Here is a 21255-nt window from a genome sequence, read left to right on the forward strand (position 1 = left end):
TTGCCTATGTGCTTAAAGATTTTTAACAATCTGGCCATAGGCATTTGTATGTTTGGCAAATCTACTCAATCAAATTGAGTAGCTTTTGTGTTATTGAGTAATCTAATTTGAGTGTACGGCGTGGTTTTCCAGGCGACGATTTGCTGTCTTCACTGATAAAACCCACAATATGCCCACTATTGCACTGCATCATAGCAGTTGCTTAATAGAAATCATCAGATTTTTAGATTCCTTTAATCTATCTAAACCGATCAATGTGAATAATTGGGTGGTACTAGGCTTTGGGAACTGCCAAAAAATTGGGAGACATCATGAATGTTGAGCAAAAACGACGCGCCCTGATTACTGGGGCCAGTAGTGGAATTGGGAAAGCAACGGCTTTAGCCTTTGCCAAAGCCGGAATAGATGTCGCCTTAGTCAGCCGTTCTTTGAATAAGTTAGAGGCGGTGGCAGAAGCTGTACAGCATACTGGGGTGGAAGCGAAAGCTTACGCTGTAGATTTAGCGCGGATCTTTGAAGTAAAAGAAAAAATCCAAGCGATCGCTCTTGACTTTGGTGATATAGACATTCTGGTAAACAGTGCGGGCATTGCCTATACAGCCACTTTGAGCGAAACTCCCCTAGAAGGATGGCAGCAGGTAATTGACTTGAATCTTACCAGCGTGTTTCAGTGCATTTTAGGGATTTTACCTTCAATGCGCGATCGGGGCACAGGCACAATTATCAACGTCGCTTCAATTGCCGCCAAACAACCGTTTCCCGGTTGGGGAGCATACAGCGTCAGCAAAGCTGGTTTGATTGCCCTCTCTCAAACCCTGGCACAAGAAGAACGTACCCACGGCATTCGTGTCACAGCTATCTCTCCTGGCGCAGTCAATACCGAACTTTGGGACACAGAAACAGTCCATGTCGACTTAGACCGTTCTAAGATGTTAACCCCGGAAATAGTGGCTCAGTCAATTCTTTACACAGTTCTGTTACCACAACAGGCAGTTATAGACGAATTGACCCTGATGCCCAGTGCTGGCGCACTTTAATTTATCCTTTGTCATCAGTCCTTTGCAAATGACCAATGTACTAATGACTAATGACTAATGACCAACTTTCAAACCATAACCAAGACTGAATCATGACTATCGCTAGTTCCAACGGTTCCAATTACTCTCAATCGCCTCTGATTCCCGACTTGGCAGAAGCCATAACTCCTAGACCCGATCGCAATACGAATAACGGGCGACAAGCTGATTTGTTCCCGCCAAAAGAGGAACATATAGAGGAAATGAAGGATGCAGTGCGGAAAATAATATTGGGCGTTGGCGAAGATCCTGAACGCGAAGGACTCCTCAAAACACCAAAGCGAGTGGCCGAGGCAATGCGGTTTCTTACCAGTGGCTACAACCAATCCCTTGAAGAACTCGTTAACGATGCCATCTTTGATGAAGGGCATAACGAGATGGTACTAGTCCGAGACATTAATTTTTTTAGTCTGTGCGAACACCACATGCTGCCATTTATGGGTAGAGCGCACGTTGCTTATATCCCCAACCAAAAAGTTGTAGGACTGAGCAAACTGGCCCGCATTGTTGAGATGTATTCCCGTCGCTTGCAAGTCCAGGAGAGGTTAACCCGCCAAATTGCCGAAGCAATTCAGACCATTCTAGAACCCCAAGGCGTAGCCGTTGTGATGGAAGCTAGCCACATGTGTATGGTAATGCGAGGCGTACAAAAACCAGGTTCTTGGACTGTCACTAGTGCAATGGTTGGCGTATTCCAAGAAGAGCATAAAACCCGCGAAGAATTTTTTAACTTGATTCGCCATCAACCAGCATTCTTTTAGGGAATGGGGAATGGGGAATTGGGAATTGGGAAGAGGACTTGGGGACAAGGAGAATTGGGGACAAGGGGAAAGACTTGTTTCAAGTTCTCACCTCTTTTCCCGTTGTCCCCTTGTCCCCCTTGCCTCCCCTACTCCCTTTCTCCCTGCCGCCTGCTCCCTACTCCCTACCCCCCAATTTCTCAAACAACTTGGTTACTTTATCTAAATCCTTATCTCCAGGTGCGCGTTCCACACCACTAGATAAATCAACGCCACTGGGATTAACCTGACTTAAAGCTTCCACAATATTATCTGCTGTTAATCCCCCAGCTAAAAACCAAGGGCAATTGGGGTTAAATTGCTCTAATATTTTCCAATCTAAGGTTTTACCTGTACCACCAAGTTGTTCGGGATGGTAGGCATCCAGGAGTAAAGTATCTACGTATTTTGTGTAATCAGCCGCCGTGCCCAGATGCTCAAGACTACGAATTCTAAGTGCTTTAATAATTTCGACATTTGGTAAAGCTTGACGTAATTGGTAGCAAAAATCTGGTAACTCATCCCCGTGTAACTGAATCCCCGTCAACCCAGAATCAACAACTATCTGGCTGATTTCAGGGATACTAGCGTTGGCAAAAACTCCAATTGTGTCAATATTTGCTGGGAGTTCTGCCACAGCTGCCCGAATTTGGGATGTAGTCACGTAGCGAGGGGAGTTTGGTACACAAATAAATCCTAGTGCTGTTGCGCCCAGAGAAGCGATCGCTATAGATTGCTGTGGTTGAGTAATGCCGCAAATTTTAACGCGCATGAAAATATAACAAAATATTTAGAATAATCATTTGAAAAGTCTAAACTATCTCAAAAACTTTTGGGCCTTGTAATTTTATAATCTTGAGGTCTACGATTAACTTTCTGTTTAGGAGACAAAAGCTTGATTTCCTCTATTTTACTAGCAGCAGCTGCAACTGTTCCCGCCACACCTGCGTGGAATCCTACAGTAGGCATTATCATCAGCATCAGTAGCTTAGTAATGGTTTTACTAAGTACTAGGATTGAAAAACCCCTAGTTGGCCCCAAGTTCCCCATCCTGCCGATCAGCATTCCTACATTTGTTGGTGCAATGGCTTTCGGTCATATTGTTGGCATTGGTATCGTTTTAGGACTGACTAACATCGGTCGTCTGTAGTTTTGCGATGATCGCGGCGTTGCTTATAACGCCACGATCAATACAAAACTCCTCAAAACGATTTTAGTTCTTTCTCCAGCAAGGTAACTCATAAGCATCAGCCAGGGGAGGCAGGGGGACAAGGAGGACAAGGGGGAATTATTGAACAAGTCTCTCTCTTGTCTCCCTTGTCTCTTCTTCATGTTCAATGCCCAATGTCCAACAGGCATTAATTGTTTATTCTAGAAATAAGAGCATTTTGGAACTCGGCACTACCAAATTGATGCTCAGATATATACGTGTAAGTATATACGCAAGTATTGCTGTATAGGAACTACTGGCGATATCTAGTTTTAGGACAATGTAATGCAAACAAATTGGAAAATTGGGTCTTTATTTGGAATTCCCCTGTTTCTAGACCCGTTATGGTTTGTGATTTTAGGGTTGGCAACCCTTAACTTTGGGGTAGCTTACCAAGAATGGGGGACTGCCATAGCTTGGAGTGCTGGAATAGTTATGGCACTACTGCTATTTGGTTCGGTGTTGCTACATGAGTTGGGTCACAGCTTGGTAGCCCGATCGCAAGGTATTAAAGTTAATTCAATTACTCTGTTTCTGTTTGGCGGGATTGCTGCGATTGAAGAAGAATCTAAAACTCCTTTCAAAGCCTTTCAAGTAGCGATCGCTGGGCCATTGGTGAGTATCATCCTATTTTTCCTGCTCAGTCTAGGAGTTCTTGTCATCCCTGATACTAGTCCACTCAGTGTCATGGTTGGAGATTTGGCGAGAATTAACTTGGTGGTGGCACTATTTAACATGATTCCTGGTTTACCTCTAGATGGAGGGCAAGTGTTAAAAGCAGCACTATGGCAAATAACAGGTAATCGTTTTCAAGCCGTACACTGGGCTGCTAGGGCTGGGCAAATTTTGGGTTATGGTGCGATCGCTTTAGGATTTGTTGTAGATTTCTTGACAAGGGAGTTAGCACTTGGTTTGTGGATTGCGCTGTTAGGTTGGTTTGCTGTCCGCAACGCTAACACCTATGACAACATGACTACGTTGCAGGAAAGCCTGCTTAAAGTGGTGGCTGCTGATGCGATGACTCGTGACTTTCGGGTTATCGATGCTGACCAGACACTGCGCTCCTTTGCCGATTTATACTTGTTGGAAACCTCTCCTTCACAAGTTTATTTTGCTGCTTCTGATGGACGTTACCGGGGTTTGGTTTCCATTGACGATTTTCGTTTAACCCAAAGGAGTGAATGGGAAACCCAAACCTTACACAGCATTGTGCATCCCCTAACAGAAATACCCACTGTTACTGAAGCAACAACCATAGCTGAGGTAATTAACAAGCTGGAAAATGAGCAGTTACCTCGAATTACCGTACTTTCTCCTGCTGGTGCTGTAGCTGGTTTAATTGACCGGGGAGATATTGTGCGAACATTGGCCCAAAAGTTAAATTTACGGCTCACAGACGCAGAAATCAAGCGGATAAAAGAAGAAGGTAGCTATCCACCTGGGTTGCAACTGGGAGTAATAGCGAAGTCAATTGCAAATTAAACGTCATATCCTCGTCATAGTTTTGCAATAGATTTGTCAAAAGCTTGTGTGATATTGAATTTGGTATTTGGTTACAAAATGCTTTTTTTGGGTAAGAGGTAGGATTTCCTACCTTTTTTATTTTTTCAACTAACTTGAATTAGAAAAACCTCTCCCATCGCTTCAGATTATGGGAAAATTAAATTAAAACTTAAAGTGAGTAAAATGTAAGTACATGATATACTACGTCTCTCACTTACCCTGGTTTTATGGCACTGCCAATTGTTGCAATTATCGGACGCCCAAATGTGGGCAAATCCACCCTGGTTAATCGACTCGCCGGGGAACAAACGGCGATTGTCCATGATGAACCGGGAGTGACACGCGATCGCACTTACATGCCAGCTTTCTGGAATGGTCGCGAATTTTTAGTCGTAGACACTGGTGGATTAGTCTTTAATGATGATACCGAATTTCTACCACTGATTCGCCAGCAGGCAATGACAGCCCTGGCAGAAGCCTGTGCCGCAATTTTTGTTGTCGATGGTCAAACAGGCCCCACATCGGCAGACCAAGAAATCGCCGAATGGATGCGTCAACAACGCGTACCTGTGCTACTAACTGTAAATAAATGTGAATCTCCAGACCAAGGCTTAATGCAAGCTGCCGAGTTTTGGGAATTGGGTTTGGGTGAACCATACCCCATCTCCGCGATTCATGGTAGTGGCACAGGAGAGTTACTCGACGAGTTAGTTAATCACATACCTGCTGTTGAAGACATCCCAGAAACTAATGAAATCAAAGTAGCAATTGTGGGTCGCCCAAATGTGGGCAAATCGAGCTTACTCAATTCTTTTGTTGGTGAAGAAAGGGCAATTGTCAGCCCAATTTCCGGCACAACCCGCGATGCTATTGATACCGTCATTGAACGAGAGGGACAAACCTACCGCTTAATTGACACCGCCGGGATTCGCAAAAAGAAACATATAGAATACGGCACAGAATTTTTTAGTATTAACCGTGCTTTCAAAGCGATTCGTCGCGCTGACGTGGTTTTATTAGTACTAGATGCTGTAGATGGAGTCACAGAGCAAGACCAAAAATTAGCTGGGCGGATTATCGAAGAAGGTCGAGCTTGCATCATCGTCGTTAATAAGTGGGATGCTGTCGAAAAAGACTCTTACACAATCTACGATTACGAAAAAACTCTGCAATCACGGTTACATTTTACCGAATGGGCAGAAACAATTTTTGTGAGTGCCTTGTCGGGACAACGGGTAGAAAAAATTCTAGAGTTGGTGAAAACGGCGGCTGAATCACACAAACGGCGTGTCAGCACATCAGTTATTAATGAAGTCTTAACAGATGCCGTTAGCTGGCATTCACCGCCAGCATCCCGTGGTGGTCGTCAGGGTAAGATTTATTATGGTACACAAGTAAGTAGCCAGCCACCAACGATCGCACTATTTGTCAATGATTCCAAACGCTTCAATGACAACTATCGCCGATACATTGAACGTCAATTCCGGCAACAGCTAGGATTTAAAGGCACGCCAATTATTTTACTGTGGCGCAGTAAAAAAGTCCGTGATGCCGAAATTGGTAATGTTAATAGAGCAACTCGCGTCAAATTAAGTTAGGAGACGCGATGAATCGCGTCTGTATAAGAGTTATGAGTTAAAGTCAGAATTGCTTGCTAACTATACAACCCTATCGACTAGAGTTTGATAGCGGCAGAAGGTAGAAAGTTATGAGTTTAAGTCAAAACTCCTAACTCCTTACTCCTAACTCCTTACTTTTAACTCTTAACTCTAAAATGGATTTATTGCGATCGCTGCCACTTGGACTTTATTTAGAACAACCCCAAACTTGGCTGCATAAAATCGATCCGCGAGTCAAGTTCGCCTGGTTGATGAGCTTTTTAACAAGCTATGTTTTGGCTAACAACTTTTGGCGGGTGCTGCTGGTAGTACTATTGATTATTGCCACCTTGATTGCTAGGATTCCCCGGCGAGTATGGCAGCAACAAATGGGCTGGCTATTAATGCTATCATTTTTTGTCTTAGCGATCGGAGCTATCAGTCCTGATGGAATGGGTGTAGATTATCAACCACGCCTGCCAGCTAATGAACAAATATTAACCCCGCAAGCAGTCTCCAAGAATATTGTTCCAGAGCAAGCAAGTAATAACAAAAAATACAACTATGTGCTATTTCAGAAAGGCCCAGTCAAAGTAACTCGCCGCTCCTTGGATTTGGCAGTACGGCTAAGTACAATTATATTTACCGTAATTTACAGCACCAACCTCTATCTGCTAACAACCGCACCAGAAGAAATCACCTCTGGCATAGAAAGCTTAATGCAACCCCTACGACGCTTCAAGTTGCCTGTCACAGAGATTGCTTTAACTTTAACCTTGTCCTTGCGCTTTATTCCTCTAGTTTTAGAAGAAGTGCAAAACTTATTTCGTTCTGTGATGACAAGGGCAATTAATTGGAAAAAGCTGGGATTGAAAGGAGGCTTCAAAGTTTGGATGACAGTCGCAGAGAGATTGTTAGAAAATCTGCTCTTACGAGCCGATCAAATGGCGAATGCAATGATGGTGCGGGGTTTTACCAGTCCCAACGAGCATCGAGTGCAGTGGCACGACTTACGATTCAAAGGGCGTGACTGGCTTGCTATTGCAACTTTAATTGTATTCTGGGGAATACGGCTAGCTATAGGAACTCAGGTCTAATTTTGCACCGAGAAAATGGTAAAAGGTAATATTTTCTGTGCCTGCTTTTCTCTTTCCTTTTCACCGATAGTTGATTAGCTTAACTAGGCTAATTACCCCGCCAGAAAACTGATCCCCTAACATTTTCCGTAGCTTTTTAGTATTAAACAGATTATTTTGCCGTTTTAGATCGGCGTGCAACAAATTTTTGGCTAGCCGCCAGTAATGCCAGTGGGTGCGGGAATTTTCCGCAGACAGTGATTCTGAGAAAGAATAGTATGAATCTCTGCACAAAACCCAGACGCAACTGGCAGCGCCGAAAATGCTGAATAATCAATAGGCCATAGTTTTCTTTCTAGTGGTCTGTCTCATTAATTCTGAAGGGTTATAAAAGTTCGTAGTAAGGACTTTAGTCCTTGATTTGAGCGATAAATCGCTCACTACAAACCTAGCCAAATTAATGCGATAGACCACTAGTCCCCAATCCCCAATTCCCACTTCCCACTTAAGTTAGCTATTTTGTGCCATTTAGCAATAGTTGTGGCAGTATGGAAAGAAGTTGAAAAGTTCGCTGTTGCCGTTGGGAGCTTCAAAGGGTGTTTTCCCTTGCTACGTCGAACTTTTAACAAGAGGATCAGGACTATCTTGTACCTTGTTCCGACAGATTGGTAAATTGAAGTCACCAAAGCAGATGGTGATGTTTCTCAACCAGCCTCTACTCTCTAAATCCACGCTTTGCGGCTTCTGTTGTACCATTTCGCTTCACTACCACTAGCTTCATCTGCCAATTAGAAACTAGATCAAGGTCTTCGTAACCGCAGTTTTGCATTTTAAGCAAATATTCTGACGAATGTTGGTATTATCGTCTGAATGTTTGTAATTCACTGCGAAAAGATATATATACTCCCACCTTGACTACACCTTGACTCTTAAATGAATCCAGAAAACGCAGAAACTTACATAAACCATCCAACTTGGGGTTTACTCTACAAAATCTGTATGGTTGATGAGACCCAGGATTTGTTCACCACACTTTATGCCCAGCGCCTGTTTTTTTTGGTCGCAAATGACGTTAAAGGTGTCAAATTCCAGCCTATAGGACGAACTGAGGCTAGAATGATGTTGGAAAATCGCTTACGTACCCTGCGGCGCAGTGGACATTCTCAGGAGTACGATCAACTTCAAAGTGTTTTCCAACGCACCTTCCAATGAACAGTTCGATTTCCGAACGTATTGTTTCCATTCGTTCATCCCTACCAACTTCAGTCAAATTGATTGCTGTTAGCAAACAAGTTTCTGCCCAGGCCATTCGGTCTGCATACTCCGCAGGGATTCGTGATTTTGCAGAGAGTCGCATCCAAGAAGCCGCCAGCAAACAAGCCGAGTTGCAAGACTTACCGGATATTACCTGGCACTTTATTGGACATTTGCAAAGCAATAAAGCCAAAAAAGCCATCGAACAATTCCCTTGGATTCACTCCGTGGACAATTTGAAGCTGGCACAGCGCTTAGATCAACTAGCCCAACAGTTAGGAGTGAGTCCCCAGGTTTGCCTGCAAGTGAAAATTCTCCCCGATCCCAACAAGTCTGGTTGGAGTGTGCCAGAACTTTTGGCTGATTTACCCATACTCGATCAATACAAAAATTTACAAATTCAAGGTTTGATGACAATTCCACCTTCAGGATTAAGCGATCTGGAAATTTTGAATGTGTTTAATCTCAATCGTGAGCTAGCAAAGAAAATCCAGGAGCAAAACTGGTCGCACATTAAAATGCAGCAACTATCTATGGGTATGTCAGGCGACTACGAGCTGGCAGTGCAAGCAGGCGCAACGATGGTACGATTAGGAACAATATTGTTTGGCGATCGCTCTTAAGCATATTACATATCCCTCTTCCGGTTGAGTATCAAGTACAAGCAGGAGCAATAAGGGTGTGATTAGTAACAATATTGTTTGGCGATCGCTCTTAGCCTTTGATCATCAGCTTTCCAGGTCAGTATTAATAGAGATCAGGATTTGATGACAAGAATTTTGTAAGGGACTGGTGCAATTAGAAACAAAGGATATAGTATTGACAAGAGCAATCGCCAAGGGAAAATGGGGTATAAAGAACTTTCCTTCGGACAAACCTTAGGATATAATCTTGACTCATTATTATGTTTAGGCGATGCACAGACCTTTCCAATAAGTGTCGGTTCATCGCCAAAACCCGTAGTATGGGCTACAAATGGCAATATACTTGCTGAAGTATCCACCGATGTAGCGTAGTTTGCGGCCGTAGGCATCGCTCCTATCTCAATAAATCCTAAGCCAAGTCAATATAGGCTATTCGCACCAGGAGAGTACACAGACAATGAACAACATCTTTTCCAAACTCAGAGACTTTGTAGGTCTAAATGAGCAAGTGGAATACGAATATTACGAAGAAGAACCAGAAACAGATAATAATAATTACCAAAATCTGTATCAGCAAGAAAATCCCCAACCCCCAGCCCCACAAGAGAGCGCAACCGCTCAGAATCGACGCTGGCGGGAACCAGTGCCTACAATGGGAGATGATATCGCAGCAGGTTCAAAGCCAATGGGGAATGTGATTGGTATGCCAGGAGCAATTAACGGAATTTCGGAAGTTTTAGTCCTCGAACCACGCACCTTTGAAGAAATGCCCCAGGCAATTCAAGCGTTGCGAGAACGGAAGTCAGTGGTATTAAATCTGACAATCATGGACCCAGACCAAGCTCAACGAGCAGTAGATTTTGTTGCAGGTGGTACTTACGCACTAGATGGACATCAAGAGCGCATCGGTGAGAGCATCTTCTTGTTTACACCAAGCTGTGTCCAAGTTAGCACCCAAGGTGGCGTTCTTCATGAAGTACCACAACCGCCAGCACGTCCTTCTCGGCCTACAGGTTCTCCAAATCAAACCTGGGGCAACGAAACTAATCGGATGGCACAATAGAGTTAAATTAGTTGTTAGTCCTTTGTCCTTTGTCATTTATCTCGGGTTTTTATCGTAGTGACAAATGACAAACGACAGAGGACTAATGACAAATGACTAACGATCAATGACTATAAAATTTGGTTTAATTGGTGGTGGGGTAATGGGAGAAGCACTCTTATCCCGCCTTATCGCGCATGGAATTTATCAATCATCAGAAGTTGTAGTTAGCGAACCGCTACCTTCACGCCTAGATTTTTTGCAACAGCAATACGGTGTTGCTGTGACGACAGATAATAGTGAGGTTTTCACCCAAGCCAAAGAAGTTGTCTTTTTGGCAGTGAAACCGCAGGTGTTCAGCGCGATCGCTCAAGAATTAGCAGATATTGATATTATTAATAGAGAACAATCACCCCTGATAATTTCCATATTGGCGGGTGTGCCTTTAAGTCAGCTAGAAGCTGCATTTGTGCAATTGCCAGTTATCAGAGCAATGCCCAACACTCCAGCCACTGTAGGAGCAGGAATTACCGCCATTTGTTCCGGTGCATATACTAATACCAAGCATCACCAAATAGCACAACAAGTTTTTTCTGCTGTGGGCGAAGTTGTGGAAGTCTCAGAAGGGCTGATGGATGCAGTTACAGGGCTATCTGGTAGCGGCCCCGCTTACGTGGCGCTGCTATTAGAATCACTTGCTGATGGCGGAGTATCCGCAGGTTTACCTAGAGCAATTGCCAATCAATTAGCATTGCAAACCGTACTGGGAACAGCGAAACTGTTGTATGAAACCAAAATGCACCCAGCAGAACTTAAAGATCGCGTTACCAGTCCCGGTGGTACAACCATTGCGGGAATTGCCAAGTTAGAACAGGCAGGATTTCGTTCAGCTTTAATTGAAGCAGTGAAAGCTGCCACAGAGCGATCGCAAGAACTGGGAAAATAATTAAAGAGTCCTTTGTCATTCGTCCTTTGTGCAAAACTAATGACTAATGACAAATGACAAATGACTATTAACGAAGTTGACAAAAGACTCGTTAGTATAGTAAACAATCTGGTTGCAAATGTGATTGAGTGAATTATCCTGCGCCGTCTCCAGAACTTGACTTAGGGTCTATATTTCCCTTTGATCTGGATCAGTTTCAAAAAGAAGCGATCGCGTCCCTAAATGCTGGACGCTCCGTAGTCGTGTGTGCGCCCACAGGTTCGGGCAAAACATTAGTCGGAGAATACGCCATTTATCGCGCCCTAGCGCGAGGAAAACGTGTATTTTATACTACTCCCCTAAAGGCGCTGTCGAATCAAAAATTACGTGACTTTCGAGAAAAATTTGGGTTTGAGCAAGTCGGACTGTTAACTGGAGATGCCTCCATTCACAGGGATGCACCGATTTTGGTGATGACCACAGAAATTTTCCGAAATATGCTCTATGGCACACCCATCGGGCAAGTCGGCATCTCATTAGTAGACGTGGAAGCGGTGATACTTGATGAGTGCCACTACATGAACGATCGCCAGCGCGGTACAGTTTGGGAAGAATCCATCATCTATTGTCCCCGGGAAGTGCAACTGGCAGCCCTCTCAGCAACAGTTGCCAACAGCGATCAACTCACCGATTGGTTAAATCGCGTTCACGGCCCAACAGACCTGATTTACTCCGATTTTCGACCAGTTCCCTTAGAATTTCACTTTTGCAATCCCAAAGGGTTATTTCCCCTGTTGAATGATAGCAAAACCAAAATTAACCCCCGCCTTCTTCAGAAGAAGAAGGGGAGAGGGGGAGAAAGGGACAGGGGAAGAAGTGGTAGACCGGAAGCTCCTGGCATAATTTATACTTTAAGCCAGTTAGAGCAACGGGATATGCTCCCAGCAATTTACTTTATCTTCAGTCGCCGGGGATGTGATAAAGCGGTGGCAGAAGTGGGTGATTTATGGCTGGTAAATAATGAAGAATCCCAGATTTTACGGCAACAGATTGATGACTTCTTAGCCCGCAATCCCGAAGCTGGGCGTTCTGGACAAATTGCACCCCTATACCGAGGAATTGCTGCCCACCACGCCGGAATTTTGCCTGCTTGGAAAGCCCTGGTAGAAGAACTATTTCAGCAAGGGCTGATTAAAGTAGTATTCGCCACGGAAACACTGGCCGCGGGAATTAATATGCCCGCTCGGACAACGGTAATTTCTACCCTTTCCAAGCGGACTGACACCGGACACCGCCTGTTAAATGCTTCCGAATTCTTGCAAATGGCGGGACGGGCAGGCCGCCGGGGGATGGATAAACAAGGTCATGTGGTGACAGTCCAAACTCCCTTTGAAGGAGCCAAAGAAGCGGCATATTTGGGGACATCCAAGCCAGACCCCTTGGTAAGCCAGTTTACGCCCAGTTATGGCATGGTACTCAACTTGCTGCAAACCCACACCCTAGAGCAAACCAGGGAACTGATAGAGCGCAGTTTTGGGCAGTACATGGCGACATTGCATTTAAGACCAGAATACGATGAGATTGCCGAACTGGAAAAACAATTAGCTCAACTACATGAGCAAATCGCCGCCGTTGATGAAAATGAACTGGCTATTTATGAAAAATTGCGGCAACGTTTGAAAGTAGAACGCCAAATATTAAAAACCCTGCAAGAGCAAGCACAGGAAGATAGAAAAGAAGAATTAGGGATGATGTTAGACTTTGCAGTGTCAGGAACTCTGTTGAGTCTCAAAGGCAAAAACATCACAGTGTCTTCACCCGTAACCGCAGTGTTAGTGGGAAAATCGCCTGGTTCTGGTCAAGCTCCCTACTTGGTATGCTTGGGGCATGATAATCGCTGGTATGTGGCAACCACAGGGGATGTAGTCGATTTGTATGCCGAATTACCACGCATTGAAGTGTCACCGGATTTACTACCACCCCCAGAGATGCCCTTGAAACCCGGACAGTCACGTCGTGGTAACGAAGAAAGCTTTGCGATCGCTGCGCGTATTCCCAATCCGATAGAATCTTTGCATCTGGCACCAGAAGTAGCAGAACAAATCAGTCGTACTGCTGCCGTCCAAGAGCAATTAGAAGCTCATCCCTTACATCAATCAGGCAATGCTGCCACGCTTTTCAAGCGTCGCGCCAAATATGTCGAACTAGAAGCCGAACTCGAACAGCTGCAAGGGCAAGTAGAGCAACAGTCACAACGCCATTGGGAAGAATTTCTCAATTTAATCTTAATTCTGCAACACTTTGGCGCTTTAGATAATTTAGTGCCCACACAATTAGGGCGAATAGCTGCCGCCATTCGGGGTGAGAATGAATTGTGGTTGGGTTTAGTATTCGCTAGTGGTGAATTGGACAACTTAGATCCCCACCATTTAGCCGCCGCCGCCGCCGGTTTGGTGATGGAAACACCCCGTCCAGATAGCAAAGTTAACTTTGAGCTTAGTAATGAAGTGGCAGAAGCCTTAGCAAAATTGCGGGGAATTCGTCGCCAAATGTTCCAACTACAACGGCGGTATAATGTGGCGCTACCTATATGGTTGGAGTTTGAGTTAATTGCCATAGTAGAACAATGGGCGCTCGGAATGGAGTGGACAGAACTCTGCGAAAACACCACCTTGGATGAAGGCGATGTGGTGAGAATTCTCCGGCGGACGTTGGATTTATTATCACAAATACCCCACGTTCCACATCTGCCAGACTCTTTCTTGCGTAATGCTTATCGAGCGATGCAGTTGATTGATAGATTCCCTGTGAATGAGGTGGTGGAATAAACAGCACACTCTTAGCTATAGAGTTCTGTGCGTCTTTATATGTAGGGACAATTCATGAATTGCCCCTACAAACTGTGTTGACTTTTCACGTTATGTGGAAAAGTTAACCAAAAACCTAACCCCCTAACCCCCTTCCCGACACGAGAAGGGGGAAAATTCAAAGTCTCTCTCCTAAAAGGAGAGAGATTTAGAGAGAGGTTTTCCAGATGCCGTGAAAAGTCAGACAAACCGCCCCAAGAATGAATTTAAATTTAATAGTAGTGGTACGTAGTTAAAAATGCTTTTTTGGTTTCGTATATCTTCTATACGTAATTAATCACATGTATTTAACAGAAGTTGTAGTCGCTATAAGCGCTATTCAACCTTAGTACACCAAGTTTCCAGTACCCTGCAACTGACGCAAAGAATTTATACATAATGGACAGTCGCATCCAAATACCCTGATTGCTGCATCACTTTCTTCATCAGTAAAGTTCAACATAGCAACATTCTGATCTGATACTGATGTGACAATAGTTGAGGAACGTACAGATGAGGTGTACGGTTTCTTTCTCTCTGAATCTCGAATGCACACAAAATCTTTTCCACCATGTGGGTTAGTGATACAGGTACGACCATCTTCTGTGTGCATCAATCGCTGTGTAATACTACCACTAGCATGGGCAGGATGAAATGCCACCAGCGTAGACATCATAGACACAAAGATTGAGGAAGTGGAAAGCAAATTCAGAAGAATTTTTTTGTTCATAGATTTCCTTGAGAAAATTGTCTACTAGCTTAGGGTATTCGATTCACTTTCAAACTTCAAGTGGGTTTCCCCTAAGAATAGCTAGCTTGACACTTGTTATTTAAGAAAGTTCCATATCTACCAAGTTTGATCGCAAAATAGTTGTCATAGCAGAATTAAGCAGTCAAACAGGCTTGAAGTTTATGGATCAAGACTTTAAAATTTTGTACAAAGCGATAAATTGCTCACTACGAACAAAAATTATATCTTAGATTCTTTTACAAAATTGATAACTAATATAGCTATCTTTATAGAATTATAAATCTTAATTTGAACCAAAAAATAGCATAAGTATTTAGTAATAAATCTGATATAGATTCTCATTCTTAAATGTTCAACTTGTAAAAATCTCTTTTTTTTATTACATTTGGAAAAAGGCTCATATACCAAGTAATTTACTAGCCTCAACACAAAAAATGAAGCAAAAACTACATTCAGAATCTTCAGGTTGTTGCAACGGTGAACACACTCATAATGATTCTCATCATCACGGTCATGATGAGAATCATAACCATGACCACAATCACGATCACGGTGGAGAATTCAATCTAAAAAATGAGGTATTGCCTTTAGTAGCAATTTTAAGTTTATATGTGCCTGGTGTAATTTTTGAAAATCAATTACACAATACATTCTACTCAATAGGTGAATATCTGCTTTTCATCCCTGCCTATTTATTGAGTGGATGGAGTGTTTTAAAAACGGCTGGACGCAATATACTTAAAGGTAGATTATTTGATGAAACTTTTTTGATGACAGTAGCGACACTAGGGGCGATCGCAATTCATAAATTGCCCGAAGCTGTTGGAGTCATGCTGTTTTATAAAATTGGCGAATTGTTCCAGGATATTGCTGTTAGTCGTTCCCGTAGTTCCATCAAAGCCTTATTGGAAGTTCGCCCAGACTATGCAAATATCCAAATAGAAGGAGGACTAAAAAAAGTCCGCCCAGAAACAGTAAATATTGGAGATATTATCGTCGTCAAACCGGGGGAAAAGATTCCCTTGGATGGTGAGATTATAGATGGAAATTCGCAAGTTGATACATCTGCATTAACTGGAGAATCTGTACCGCGAACAGTGAGACTGGGTGAAATAGTTTTGGCTGGGATGATAAATAAAATGGGTGTTCTCAGCATTAGAGTCACCAAACTATTTGATGACTCTGCTATTGCCAAGATTTTAGACTTGGTGCAAAATGCCAAAAGCAAAAAAGCAGAGACAGAAAAATTCATTACTAAATTTGCCCGATATTATACGCCAATAGTAGTTTTTATATCTCTAGCAGTTGCTTTATTACCTCCTTTATTCATTTCTGGTGCGAGTTCTTCAGAATGGATTTATCGTGCCTTAATTTTGCTAGTTATTTCCTGTCCCTGTGGACTCGTTATCAGTATTCCGTTAGGTTACTTTGGAGGTGTGGGAGGTGCAGCTAAACGTGGTATTTTGGTTAAAGGCTCCACTTTTTTAGATACTCTAAATGCAGTCAATACAGTTGTGTTTGATAAAACTGGAACGTTAACTAAAGGCGTATTTAAAGTAGTAAAGACAGTAGCATTAAATGGCTACAATGAAACAGAATTGCTGCAATTAGCTGCCCAAGTAGAATCGCACTCAAATCATCCCATCGCTCAATCTATCCTTAAGGCTTATGAGGGAAAAATTGATGAATTTGAGGTGAGAGATTATGAAGAGATTGCAGGCTATGGAATTAGAGCCAAGGTTGAAAATAGGGTAGTGATAGCGGGAAGCGATCGCCTACTCCACAGAGAGAATATTGCTCATGATAATTGCCAGCTAGAGGGAACAGTTGTTAATTTAGCAGTGGATAATATTTACGTTGGGTATATTGTCATTGCTGATGAACTGAAAGAAGATGCGAGACACGCTATTCAAGCACTCAAGCAAATGGGTGTACAAAGAACAGTAATGTTGACTGGAGATAATCAAGCGATCGCTTCCCAAATTGCCAAACAGCTAGGCATAGATGCTTACGAAGCAGACTTATTACCAGAAGAAAAAGTTAATGCCATTGAGAAATTACTCAGCACCGCCGGCAAGCATGGTAAAGTTGCCTTTGTTGGGGATGGTATTAATGATGCACCAGTGATTGCTAGAGCCGATGTTGGGATGGCAATGGGTGGCTTAGGTTCAGATGCAGCCATCGAAACTGCTGATATTGTCATCATGACAGATGCGCCGTCAAAAGTGGCAGAAGCAATACAAATCGCCAGAAAAACAAGGCAAATTGTTTGGCAAAATATTGGCTTTGCTTTAGCAATTAAAGCTGTGTTTATTGGATTGGGCATTTTAGGTATAGCGACAATGTGGGAAGCTGTCTTTGCTGATGTTGGAGTAGCATTGCTGGCAATTTTAAATGCAACTAGAGCGATGAAATAAAAATTTTGGAAAATCGGGAATCTGTCATTGGAAAATTGTAGTAGTTAAACTATGAGTTCTTCTGACTCATAGTTTAACTACCCAAGAATAGAACCTATGAATTCATCAATCAGAGGCATTGCTACAGCTACTTTAGCCTTATTACTAAACTATTCAGCAAATCCAGCTTTTGCACTACCCCAGAAAATCAATCATCCAATTACTGTTGCTAAATCGCAACCATTAACAAACACCTTGATTGTTCCTGGCGAACGAGTGGGGCCAATAACACGCACAACCACCAAGCAAGATTTAGTGAAGCTGTTTGGTGCATCCCATCTCGTTGATAAAACCATTTCTGGTGCTGAAGGAATAGGGAGTTTCGCCGCTACTCAGGTAAATCTAAATCAGGGGCGTTCTCTGCTAATAGTTTGGAGTGATAATACTCGTACTAAACCTCTAGATGTGCGTAACCTGGGTTCAGCTTGGAAAACCCGCGAAGGTATCGGTGTTGGAACCCCATTGAGCGAGTTACGCAAGAAATTAGGTAATTTTAAACTTTATGGATTGGCATGGGATTACGGCGGTACGATTTTGTTGGATAGTAGTAAATTATCCCGTTATCAAGGCAAACTGATTTTACGAGTAGACGCTGCTCCCGATGCTTACGAAAAGTTTGCCAATGACTACCAAGCTGTTTCTGGGGATAGTACTTTTTCCTCCAGCAATCGCCATTGGAAACCTTTGGGAATCACACTTACAGAAATTATCGTTGTGCTGAACCCAGGTGAGTAGTGGTATGCTAAACATCAGTTTGCTTGCTAGGGTGTAGCAAGAATATGGACGCAACTTTTTATACTAAGTTTAGAACTAGTAAATTACTGTGGTCAGTGAATAAATTATCGGGATGTTCCAATTAAGAATTGAATCAAGATGCGTATAATTGCATCTAAGCAGTTATATAGGAATTGCGATCGCAGTTGGCATCGGGTAAGTTTGAGGAAAATGCGATCGCATTCTTCACCCACCGGATGACGAACCAAAGCTTTACCAACGGTTATGCCTTACTCATTAGCGTAGATGCAGATTTACCTGTCACGCTCAAAGATGCAAGGGCTATAGTAAATATACTGATTGATAGCGATCGCGCTGCCTATCTACCAGAAAAACTTACACTTGAGTCTCCATTGTAATCATGAGACTTATGTAAATATACAGTTATTTAGCGCATCGAAATTACGATTTTCTCACCCAAAAAACAAGGAAAATACAGATATTCAGCTAATTGGTGTTTGTTTATACTATTTCAAATTTTTGTAATCGTTATACTCATAACTTAGGTTCTACCTGGGAATTAGGAAGTGGCTTTGCCACTTCTTTTTATTAATTTAGGAACCCAGTAAAAATAAATTAAAAGTTAAAAGTAATTTGTTGAACTTTTAACTTTTATTAGCTGTCATATCATGTCCATTTAATTGACTATAAAATAATTATTCTGTCAAGCTATGGCTTTGTAAGCTTCAACAGAATTTTGGTCAATGTAGACATGATATTAGTCATTACTCGTTGTATCTTGCCATCTCTCACGCTTGGGCTTGCTCTCTACATCGCGCGATCGCGCTTCTTGCCAAGTCCCCCACATTAGAGATTGCTGCCTTTCAACATGGTTAATAAACTGCATGATTGACTGATCTGCTTTGATTGGAGTTTTCAAATCAAACTTAATTGTTTGGACAATCTTGATGTCACCCATGAGAAAAAATTTACCTGCAATCTTAGTCAGCCATAACACAACTCGATTGGATAACCAACCAAAAAATCCTTTACGTTTCTTAGTAATTAACAGGATTTGACCTTCAGCTTTTCCACCTTCATGGAGGCGAACTGCAAACATTGTGTGGACATGGAAGAAATCGGGGCCAAGTGTCACAATGCCAATGCTACCGTACCAATAGCAAATACTGTAAGTTATGGCATTTTTGTAGAAAAGACGGATGATTTTAATGAAAGATGAATTCTCTTTAATGTTTGTAGTGTTACTGAAGATAATTGCATTTTCGTTCAGTTCCTGTCTTTCAAAAATAATTTCTATTGGCAGTTTGTGGACTGTATTGATATGTTGAGTATCAATCGCATTAATCATCACCACATTGGGGTGACAGTTCATCACAAAGTGAGAATGGATAGCGATATCACACTCTTTTTGTTCTAATTCGGGAATAAAAGGTAGAGGTTGTTGTGGTATTTCTCCAGTCCAAACCCAAATCATGCCGTACTTTTCAGCAGTGGGCCAACTTTGTAACTTTAGGGAAGGCGGCGTATCTAAACATGGGATATCAATACACATCCCTTCAGCATCAAATTTCCAGTGATGGAAGAAACAACGGAGTGCATTACCCTCAACTTTGCCTTCAGCAAGATGAGCGCCCATGTGGGGACAGTAGGCATCAAAGGTAGTTACTCTTCTGTCCTTACCACGATAAATCACTAGTTCTCTGCCCAAAATCGTGACAGGTTTTACTTCACCCACCCGCAGATTTCGAGAGGGTATTACCCAATACCATCCTTCAATAAAACGTTCTGGATTATTGAAAGTTTTAGGTTTACGGGTTGAGCTAGAAGTCTGCGAGTTGAGATTCATTTTTATGGTTTCACTTGAGGTGAAGCAGTTGATCTAGAAGTAACATGCGAACTAAAAAAAAACAGTTACTTTCAGTACTATGAGAAATAGTCACTCAACAAATAGATAAAATTCGAGGAGTAAAATATTGAGTAAATTAGATTAGAAATGTTAAAATTATACTAATTAATTATTAGATAGTATCAGCCAACATCTATTCATAATAGATATCTGAAAAATCAAAACTTAGTAATATCTCTAATTAAATAAAAATTTCAACTACTGACACCAAGATTTGACTAAACTCTCATCTGAATTAATAAATTAGTATAAATATGTAATAATAATTACAATATTTGGGAAAATCTGCCGTGTTAACTCAGGAGACAAAACTGCTTTTAATTGGTCAGGTAACAGATATAAGCGGAATTCCTATCAGGACAATTCGCTATTACGAGAGTTTAGGTTTAATTAAATCATCAAGACGAACAGAGGGAGGCTTCCGCCAGTTTTCATTGGATGTGCTGACTCGTCTAGCGTTCATTAAAAGGGCACAAAATCTTGGTCTTAGCTTAGAGGAGATTGGAAATATTCTTCAGGTCTATGACCAAGGACAAGCTCCCTGTGGTGAAATCAAAGAAAAGCTCCAGGACAAGCTTTTGCAAATTGATCGCCAAATCGATCAGTTATTAACTTTGCGATCTGAAATAAAGGGATTACTTTCAGGCTGGAAGAATATCGGCGACCAGTATGAAGATACAATTTGTCCCATTATTCAAAATATCCCTCAGTGCTGAAAAACAGAAAAGAAGACAGAGGAGGCAGCAGGAGCAAACTTATGACAGCACATATCCTTTTGGTGGAAGATGAAGTCAAACTAGCACGATTTGTCGAATTAGAGCTAAGTAGCGAAGGATACCAAGTAAGTGTAGCTCATGATGGGATTGCTGGTCTCACCCTAGCGCGAGACTCATCGCCAGATTTAGCGATTCTGGATTGGATGTTACCAGGTTTAACAGGTTTAGAAATTTGTCGGCGTTTGCGAGCAACAGGTAGTACAGTACCAGTAATTTTATTGACAGCAAAAGATGAAGTGAGCGATCGCGTCGCCGGATTAGATGCGGGAGCCGATGATTATGTAGTTAAGCCCTTCAGCATTGAGGAATTACTCGCTAGAATTCGCGCCCATCTGCGCCGCACGCAAGAAACAGCCGAAGATTTGCTGCAATTTGAAGATTTAAGCTTAAATCGTCGCACCCGTGAAGTTTTTCGGGAAAAACGAAGTATTGAGTTAACAGCAAAAGAGTTTGACTTATTAGAATATCTCCTCTCACATCCCCGTCAGGTGTTTACTAGAGATCAAATTTTAGAGAAAGTTTGGGGTTACGATTTCATGGGTGATTCTAATATTATTGAAGTATATATTCGTTATCTGCGACTCAAATTGGAAGAGAATAATGAAAAGCGTTTGATTCATACAGTCCGTGGTGTAGGCTATGCACTACGGGAACAATCATAATGACTTGGTGATTTCG

20 protein-coding genes are annotated in these 21255 nt (G+C 42.3%); 16 read left to right on the forward strand and 4 right to left on the reverse strand.

The window, feature by feature from the left end:
* Positions 1–311: 311 nt before the first annotated feature.
* On the forward strand, positions 312–1037 hold the full coding sequence (locus tag ACFFRD_RS26425) for an SDR family oxidoreductase (RefSeq protein WP_114080904.1): 726 nt from the start codon (positions 312–314) through the stop codon (positions 1035–1037).
* Between the two features lie 92 nt (positions 1038–1129).
* Positions 1130–1837 (forward strand): GTP cyclohydrolase I FolE, encoded by a 708-nt coding sequence (gene folE / locus ACFFRD_RS26430; RefSeq protein WP_114080905.1) that lies wholly within the window; start codon positions 1130–1132, stop codon positions 1835–1837.
* 157 nt (positions 1838–1994) lie between these two features.
* On the opposite strand, the gene ACFFRD_RS26435 is transcribed toward folE, so the two are convergent.
* Positions 1995–2627, reverse strand: coding sequence for a phosphoribosylanthranilate isomerase (locus ACFFRD_RS26435; protein WP_114080906.1), 633 nt, complete (start codon positions 2625–2627; stop codon positions 1995–1997).
* Positions 2628–2750: 123 nt separating this feature from the next.
* On the opposite strand from ACFFRD_RS26435, the gene psaK reads away from it, so the two are divergent.
* The 6 genes from psaK (at position 2751) to ACFFRD_RS26465 (ending at position 9119) form a co-directional block, all read left to right on the forward strand.
* Positions 2751–3005: a photosystem I reaction center subunit PsaK gene (gene psaK, locus ACFFRD_RS26440; RefSeq protein ID WP_179071331.1), complete on the forward strand. Its 255-nt coding sequence runs from the start codon at positions 2751–2753 to the stop codon at positions 3003–3005.
* A 345-nt stretch (positions 3006–3350) separates the two neighbouring features.
* Positions 3351–4547, forward strand: coding sequence for a site-2 protease family protein (locus tag ACFFRD_RS26445; protein ID WP_392478493.1), 1197 nt, complete (start codon positions 3351–3353; stop codon positions 4545–4547).
* Between the two features lie 248 nt (positions 4548–4795).
* Positions 4796–6166, forward strand: a complete 1371-nt coding sequence (der, locus tag ACFFRD_RS26450) for a ribosome biogenesis GTPase Der (RefSeq protein WP_114080909.1) — start codon at positions 4796–4798, stop codon at positions 6164–6166.
* 176 nt (positions 6167–6342) lie between these two features.
* Positions 6343–7263 (forward strand): energy-coupling factor transporter transmembrane protein EcfT, encoded by a 921-nt coding sequence (locus ACFFRD_RS26455; RefSeq protein WP_114080910.1) that lies wholly within the window; start codon positions 6343–6345, stop codon positions 7261–7263.
* A 912-nt stretch (positions 7264–8175) separates the two neighbouring features.
* On the forward strand, positions 8176–8454 hold the full coding sequence (gene pipX / locus ACFFRD_RS26460; RefSeq protein WP_012408389.1) for a transcriptional coactivator PipX: 279 nt from the start codon (positions 8176–8178) through the stop codon (positions 8452–8454).
* The gene (locus ACFFRD_RS26465; protein WP_392478495.1) at positions 8451–9119 is read left to right on the forward strand and encodes a YggS family pyridoxal phosphate-dependent enzyme; all 669 of its coding nucleotides are present in this window, start codon (positions 8451–8453) and stop codon (positions 9117–9119) included. Before pipX ends, ACFFRD_RS26465 begins: the two co-directional genes overlap by 4 nt.
* A 134-nt stretch (positions 9120–9253) precedes the next feature.
* Here the strand turns inward: ACFFRD_RS26465 and ACFFRD_RS26470 are convergent, their stop codons facing one another.
* Positions 9254–9529 (reverse strand): hypothetical protein, encoded by a 276-nt coding sequence (locus ACFFRD_RS26470; RefSeq protein ID WP_392478497.1) that lies wholly within the window; start codon positions 9527–9529, stop codon positions 9254–9256.
* Positions 9530–9597: 68 nt separating this feature from the next.
* On the opposite strand from ACFFRD_RS26470, the gene ACFFRD_RS26475 reads away from it, so the two are divergent.
* The 3 genes from ACFFRD_RS26475 (at position 9598) to ACFFRD_RS26485 (ending at position 13935) form a co-directional block, all read left to right on the forward strand.
* Entirely contained in the window at positions 9598–10203 is a 606-nt protein-coding gene (locus tag ACFFRD_RS26475; RefSeq protein WP_114080912.1) for a cell division protein SepF, read from the forward strand.
* 106 nt (positions 10204–10309) lie between these two features.
* Entirely contained in the window at positions 10310–11128 is an 819-nt protein-coding gene (gene proC / locus ACFFRD_RS26480; RefSeq protein WP_392478499.1) for a pyrroline-5-carboxylate reductase, read from the forward strand.
* Positions 11129–11256: 128 nt separating this feature from the next.
* Positions 11257–13935 (forward strand): DEAD/DEAH box helicase, encoded by a 2679-nt coding sequence (locus ACFFRD_RS26485; protein WP_392478501.1) that lies wholly within the window; start codon positions 11257–11259, stop codon positions 13933–13935.
* Positions 13936–14299: 364 nt separating this feature from the next.
* On the opposite strand, the gene ACFFRD_RS26490 is transcribed toward ACFFRD_RS26485, so the two are convergent.
* Positions 14300–14683 carry a hypothetical protein gene (locus ACFFRD_RS26490; protein WP_392478503.1) on the reverse strand — a complete coding sequence of 128 codons (384 nt, stop codon included), beginning with the start codon at positions 14681–14683 and terminating at the stop codon, positions 14300–14302.
* A 455-nt stretch (positions 14684–15138) separates the two neighbouring features.
* Here ACFFRD_RS26490 and ACFFRD_RS26495 point away from each other — a divergent pair, with 455 nt between their 5' ends.
* From ACFFRD_RS26495 to ACFFRD_RS26505, 3 genes are all read left to right on the forward strand, one after another.
* Positions 15139–17121, forward strand: coding sequence for a heavy metal translocating P-type ATPase (locus ACFFRD_RS26495; protein WP_392478506.1), 1983 nt, complete (start codon positions 15139–15141; stop codon positions 17119–17121).
* A gap of 96 nt (positions 17122–17217) precedes the next feature.
* Positions 17218–17895: a hypothetical protein gene (locus ACFFRD_RS26500; RefSeq protein WP_392478508.1), complete on the forward strand. Its 678-nt coding sequence runs from the start codon at positions 17218–17220 to the stop codon at positions 17893–17895.
* Positions 17896–18068: 173 nt separating this feature from the next.
* A complete protein-coding gene (locus ACFFRD_RS26505) occupies positions 18069–18293 on the forward strand; it encodes a hypothetical protein (protein WP_392478510.1) in 225 nt (74 codons plus the stop codon).
* Between the two features lie 359 nt (positions 18294–18652).
* Here the strand turns inward: ACFFRD_RS26505 and ACFFRD_RS26510 are convergent, their stop codons facing one another.
* Positions 18653–19741, reverse strand: a complete 1089-nt coding sequence (locus ACFFRD_RS26510) for a Rieske 2Fe-2S domain-containing protein (protein ID WP_392478512.1) — start codon at positions 19739–19741, stop codon at positions 18653–18655.
* A 350-nt stretch (positions 19742–20091) separates the two neighbouring features.
* Between ACFFRD_RS26510 and ACFFRD_RS26515 the strand changes: the two genes are divergently transcribed.
* Positions 20092–20517 carry a heavy metal-responsive transcriptional regulator gene (locus ACFFRD_RS26515; protein ID WP_012408378.1) on the forward strand — a complete coding sequence of 142 codons (426 nt, stop codon included), beginning with the start codon at positions 20092–20094 and terminating at the stop codon, positions 20515–20517.
* A gap of 41 nt (positions 20518–20558) precedes the next feature.
* Positions 20559–21239, forward strand: coding sequence for a response regulator transcription factor (locus ACFFRD_RS26520; protein ID WP_012408377.1), 681 nt, complete (start codon positions 20559–20561; stop codon positions 21237–21239).
* The last annotated feature ends 16 nt before the right edge of the window (positions 21240–21255 follow it).

The organism is Nostoc sp. C110, assembly GCF_043099725.1.
GTDB classification, from domain to species: Bacteria; Cyanobacteriota; Cyanobacteriia; order Cyanobacteriales; family Nostocaceae; genus Nostoc; species Nostoc muscorum_A.

Bases quoted from the DNA above. Each gene is read 5' to 3' on its own strand.
- ACFFRD_RS26425 (WP_114080904.1), top strand. From the start codon at position 312: ATGAATGTTGAGCAAAAACGACGCGCCCTGATTACTGGGGCCAGTAGT.
- folE (WP_114080905.1), top strand. From the start codon at position 1,130: ATGACTATCGCTAGTTCCAACGGTTCCAATTACTCTCAATCGCCTCTG.
- ACFFRD_RS26435 (WP_114080906.1), bottom strand. From the start codon at position 2,627: ATGCGCGTTAAAATTTGCGGCATTACTCAACCACAGCAATCTATAGCG.
- ACFFRD_RS26445 (WP_392478493.1), top strand. From the start codon at position 3,351: ATGCAAACAAATTGGAAAATTGGGTCTTTATTTGGAATTCCCCTGTTT.
- der (WP_114080909.1), top strand. From the start codon at position 4,796: ATGGCACTGCCAATTGTTGCAATTATCGGACGCCCAAATGTGGGCAAA.
- ACFFRD_RS26455 (WP_114080910.1), top strand. From the start codon at position 6,343: ATGGATTTATTGCGATCGCTGCCACTTGGACTTTATTTAGAACAACCC.
- pipX (WP_012408389.1), top strand. From the start codon at position 8,176: ATGAATCCAGAAAACGCAGAAACTTACATAAACCATCCAACTTGGGGT.
- ACFFRD_RS26465 (WP_392478495.1), top strand. From the start codon at position 8,451: ATGAACAGTTCGATTTCCGAACGTATTGTTTCCATTCGTTCATCCCTA.
- ACFFRD_RS26470 (WP_392478497.1), bottom strand. From the start codon at position 9,529: ATGCCTACGGCCGCAAACTACGCTACATCGGTGGATACTTCAGCAAGT.
- ACFFRD_RS26475 (WP_114080912.1), top strand. From the start codon at position 9,598: ATGAACAACATCTTTTCCAAACTCAGAGACTTTGTAGGTCTAAATGAG.
- proC (WP_392478499.1), top strand. From the start codon at position 10,310: ATGACTATAAAATTTGGTTTAATTGGTGGTGGGGTAATGGGAGAAGCA.
- ACFFRD_RS26490 (WP_392478503.1), bottom strand. From the start codon at position 14,683: ATGAACAAAAAAATTCTTCTGAATTTGCTTTCCACTTCCTCAATCTTT.
- ACFFRD_RS26495 (WP_392478506.1), top strand. From the start codon at position 15,139: ATGAAGCAAAAACTACATTCAGAATCTTCAGGTTGTTGCAACGGTGAA.
- ACFFRD_RS26500 (WP_392478508.1), top strand. From the start codon at position 17,218: ATGAATTCATCAATCAGAGGCATTGCTACAGCTACTTTAGCCTTATTA.
- ACFFRD_RS26510 (WP_392478512.1), bottom strand. From the start codon at position 19,741: ATGAATCTCAACTCGCAGACTTCTAGCTCAACCCGTAAACCTAAAACT.
- ACFFRD_RS26520 (WP_012408377.1), top strand. From the start codon at position 20,559: ATGACAGCACATATCCTTTTGGTGGAAGATGAAGTCAAACTAGCACGA.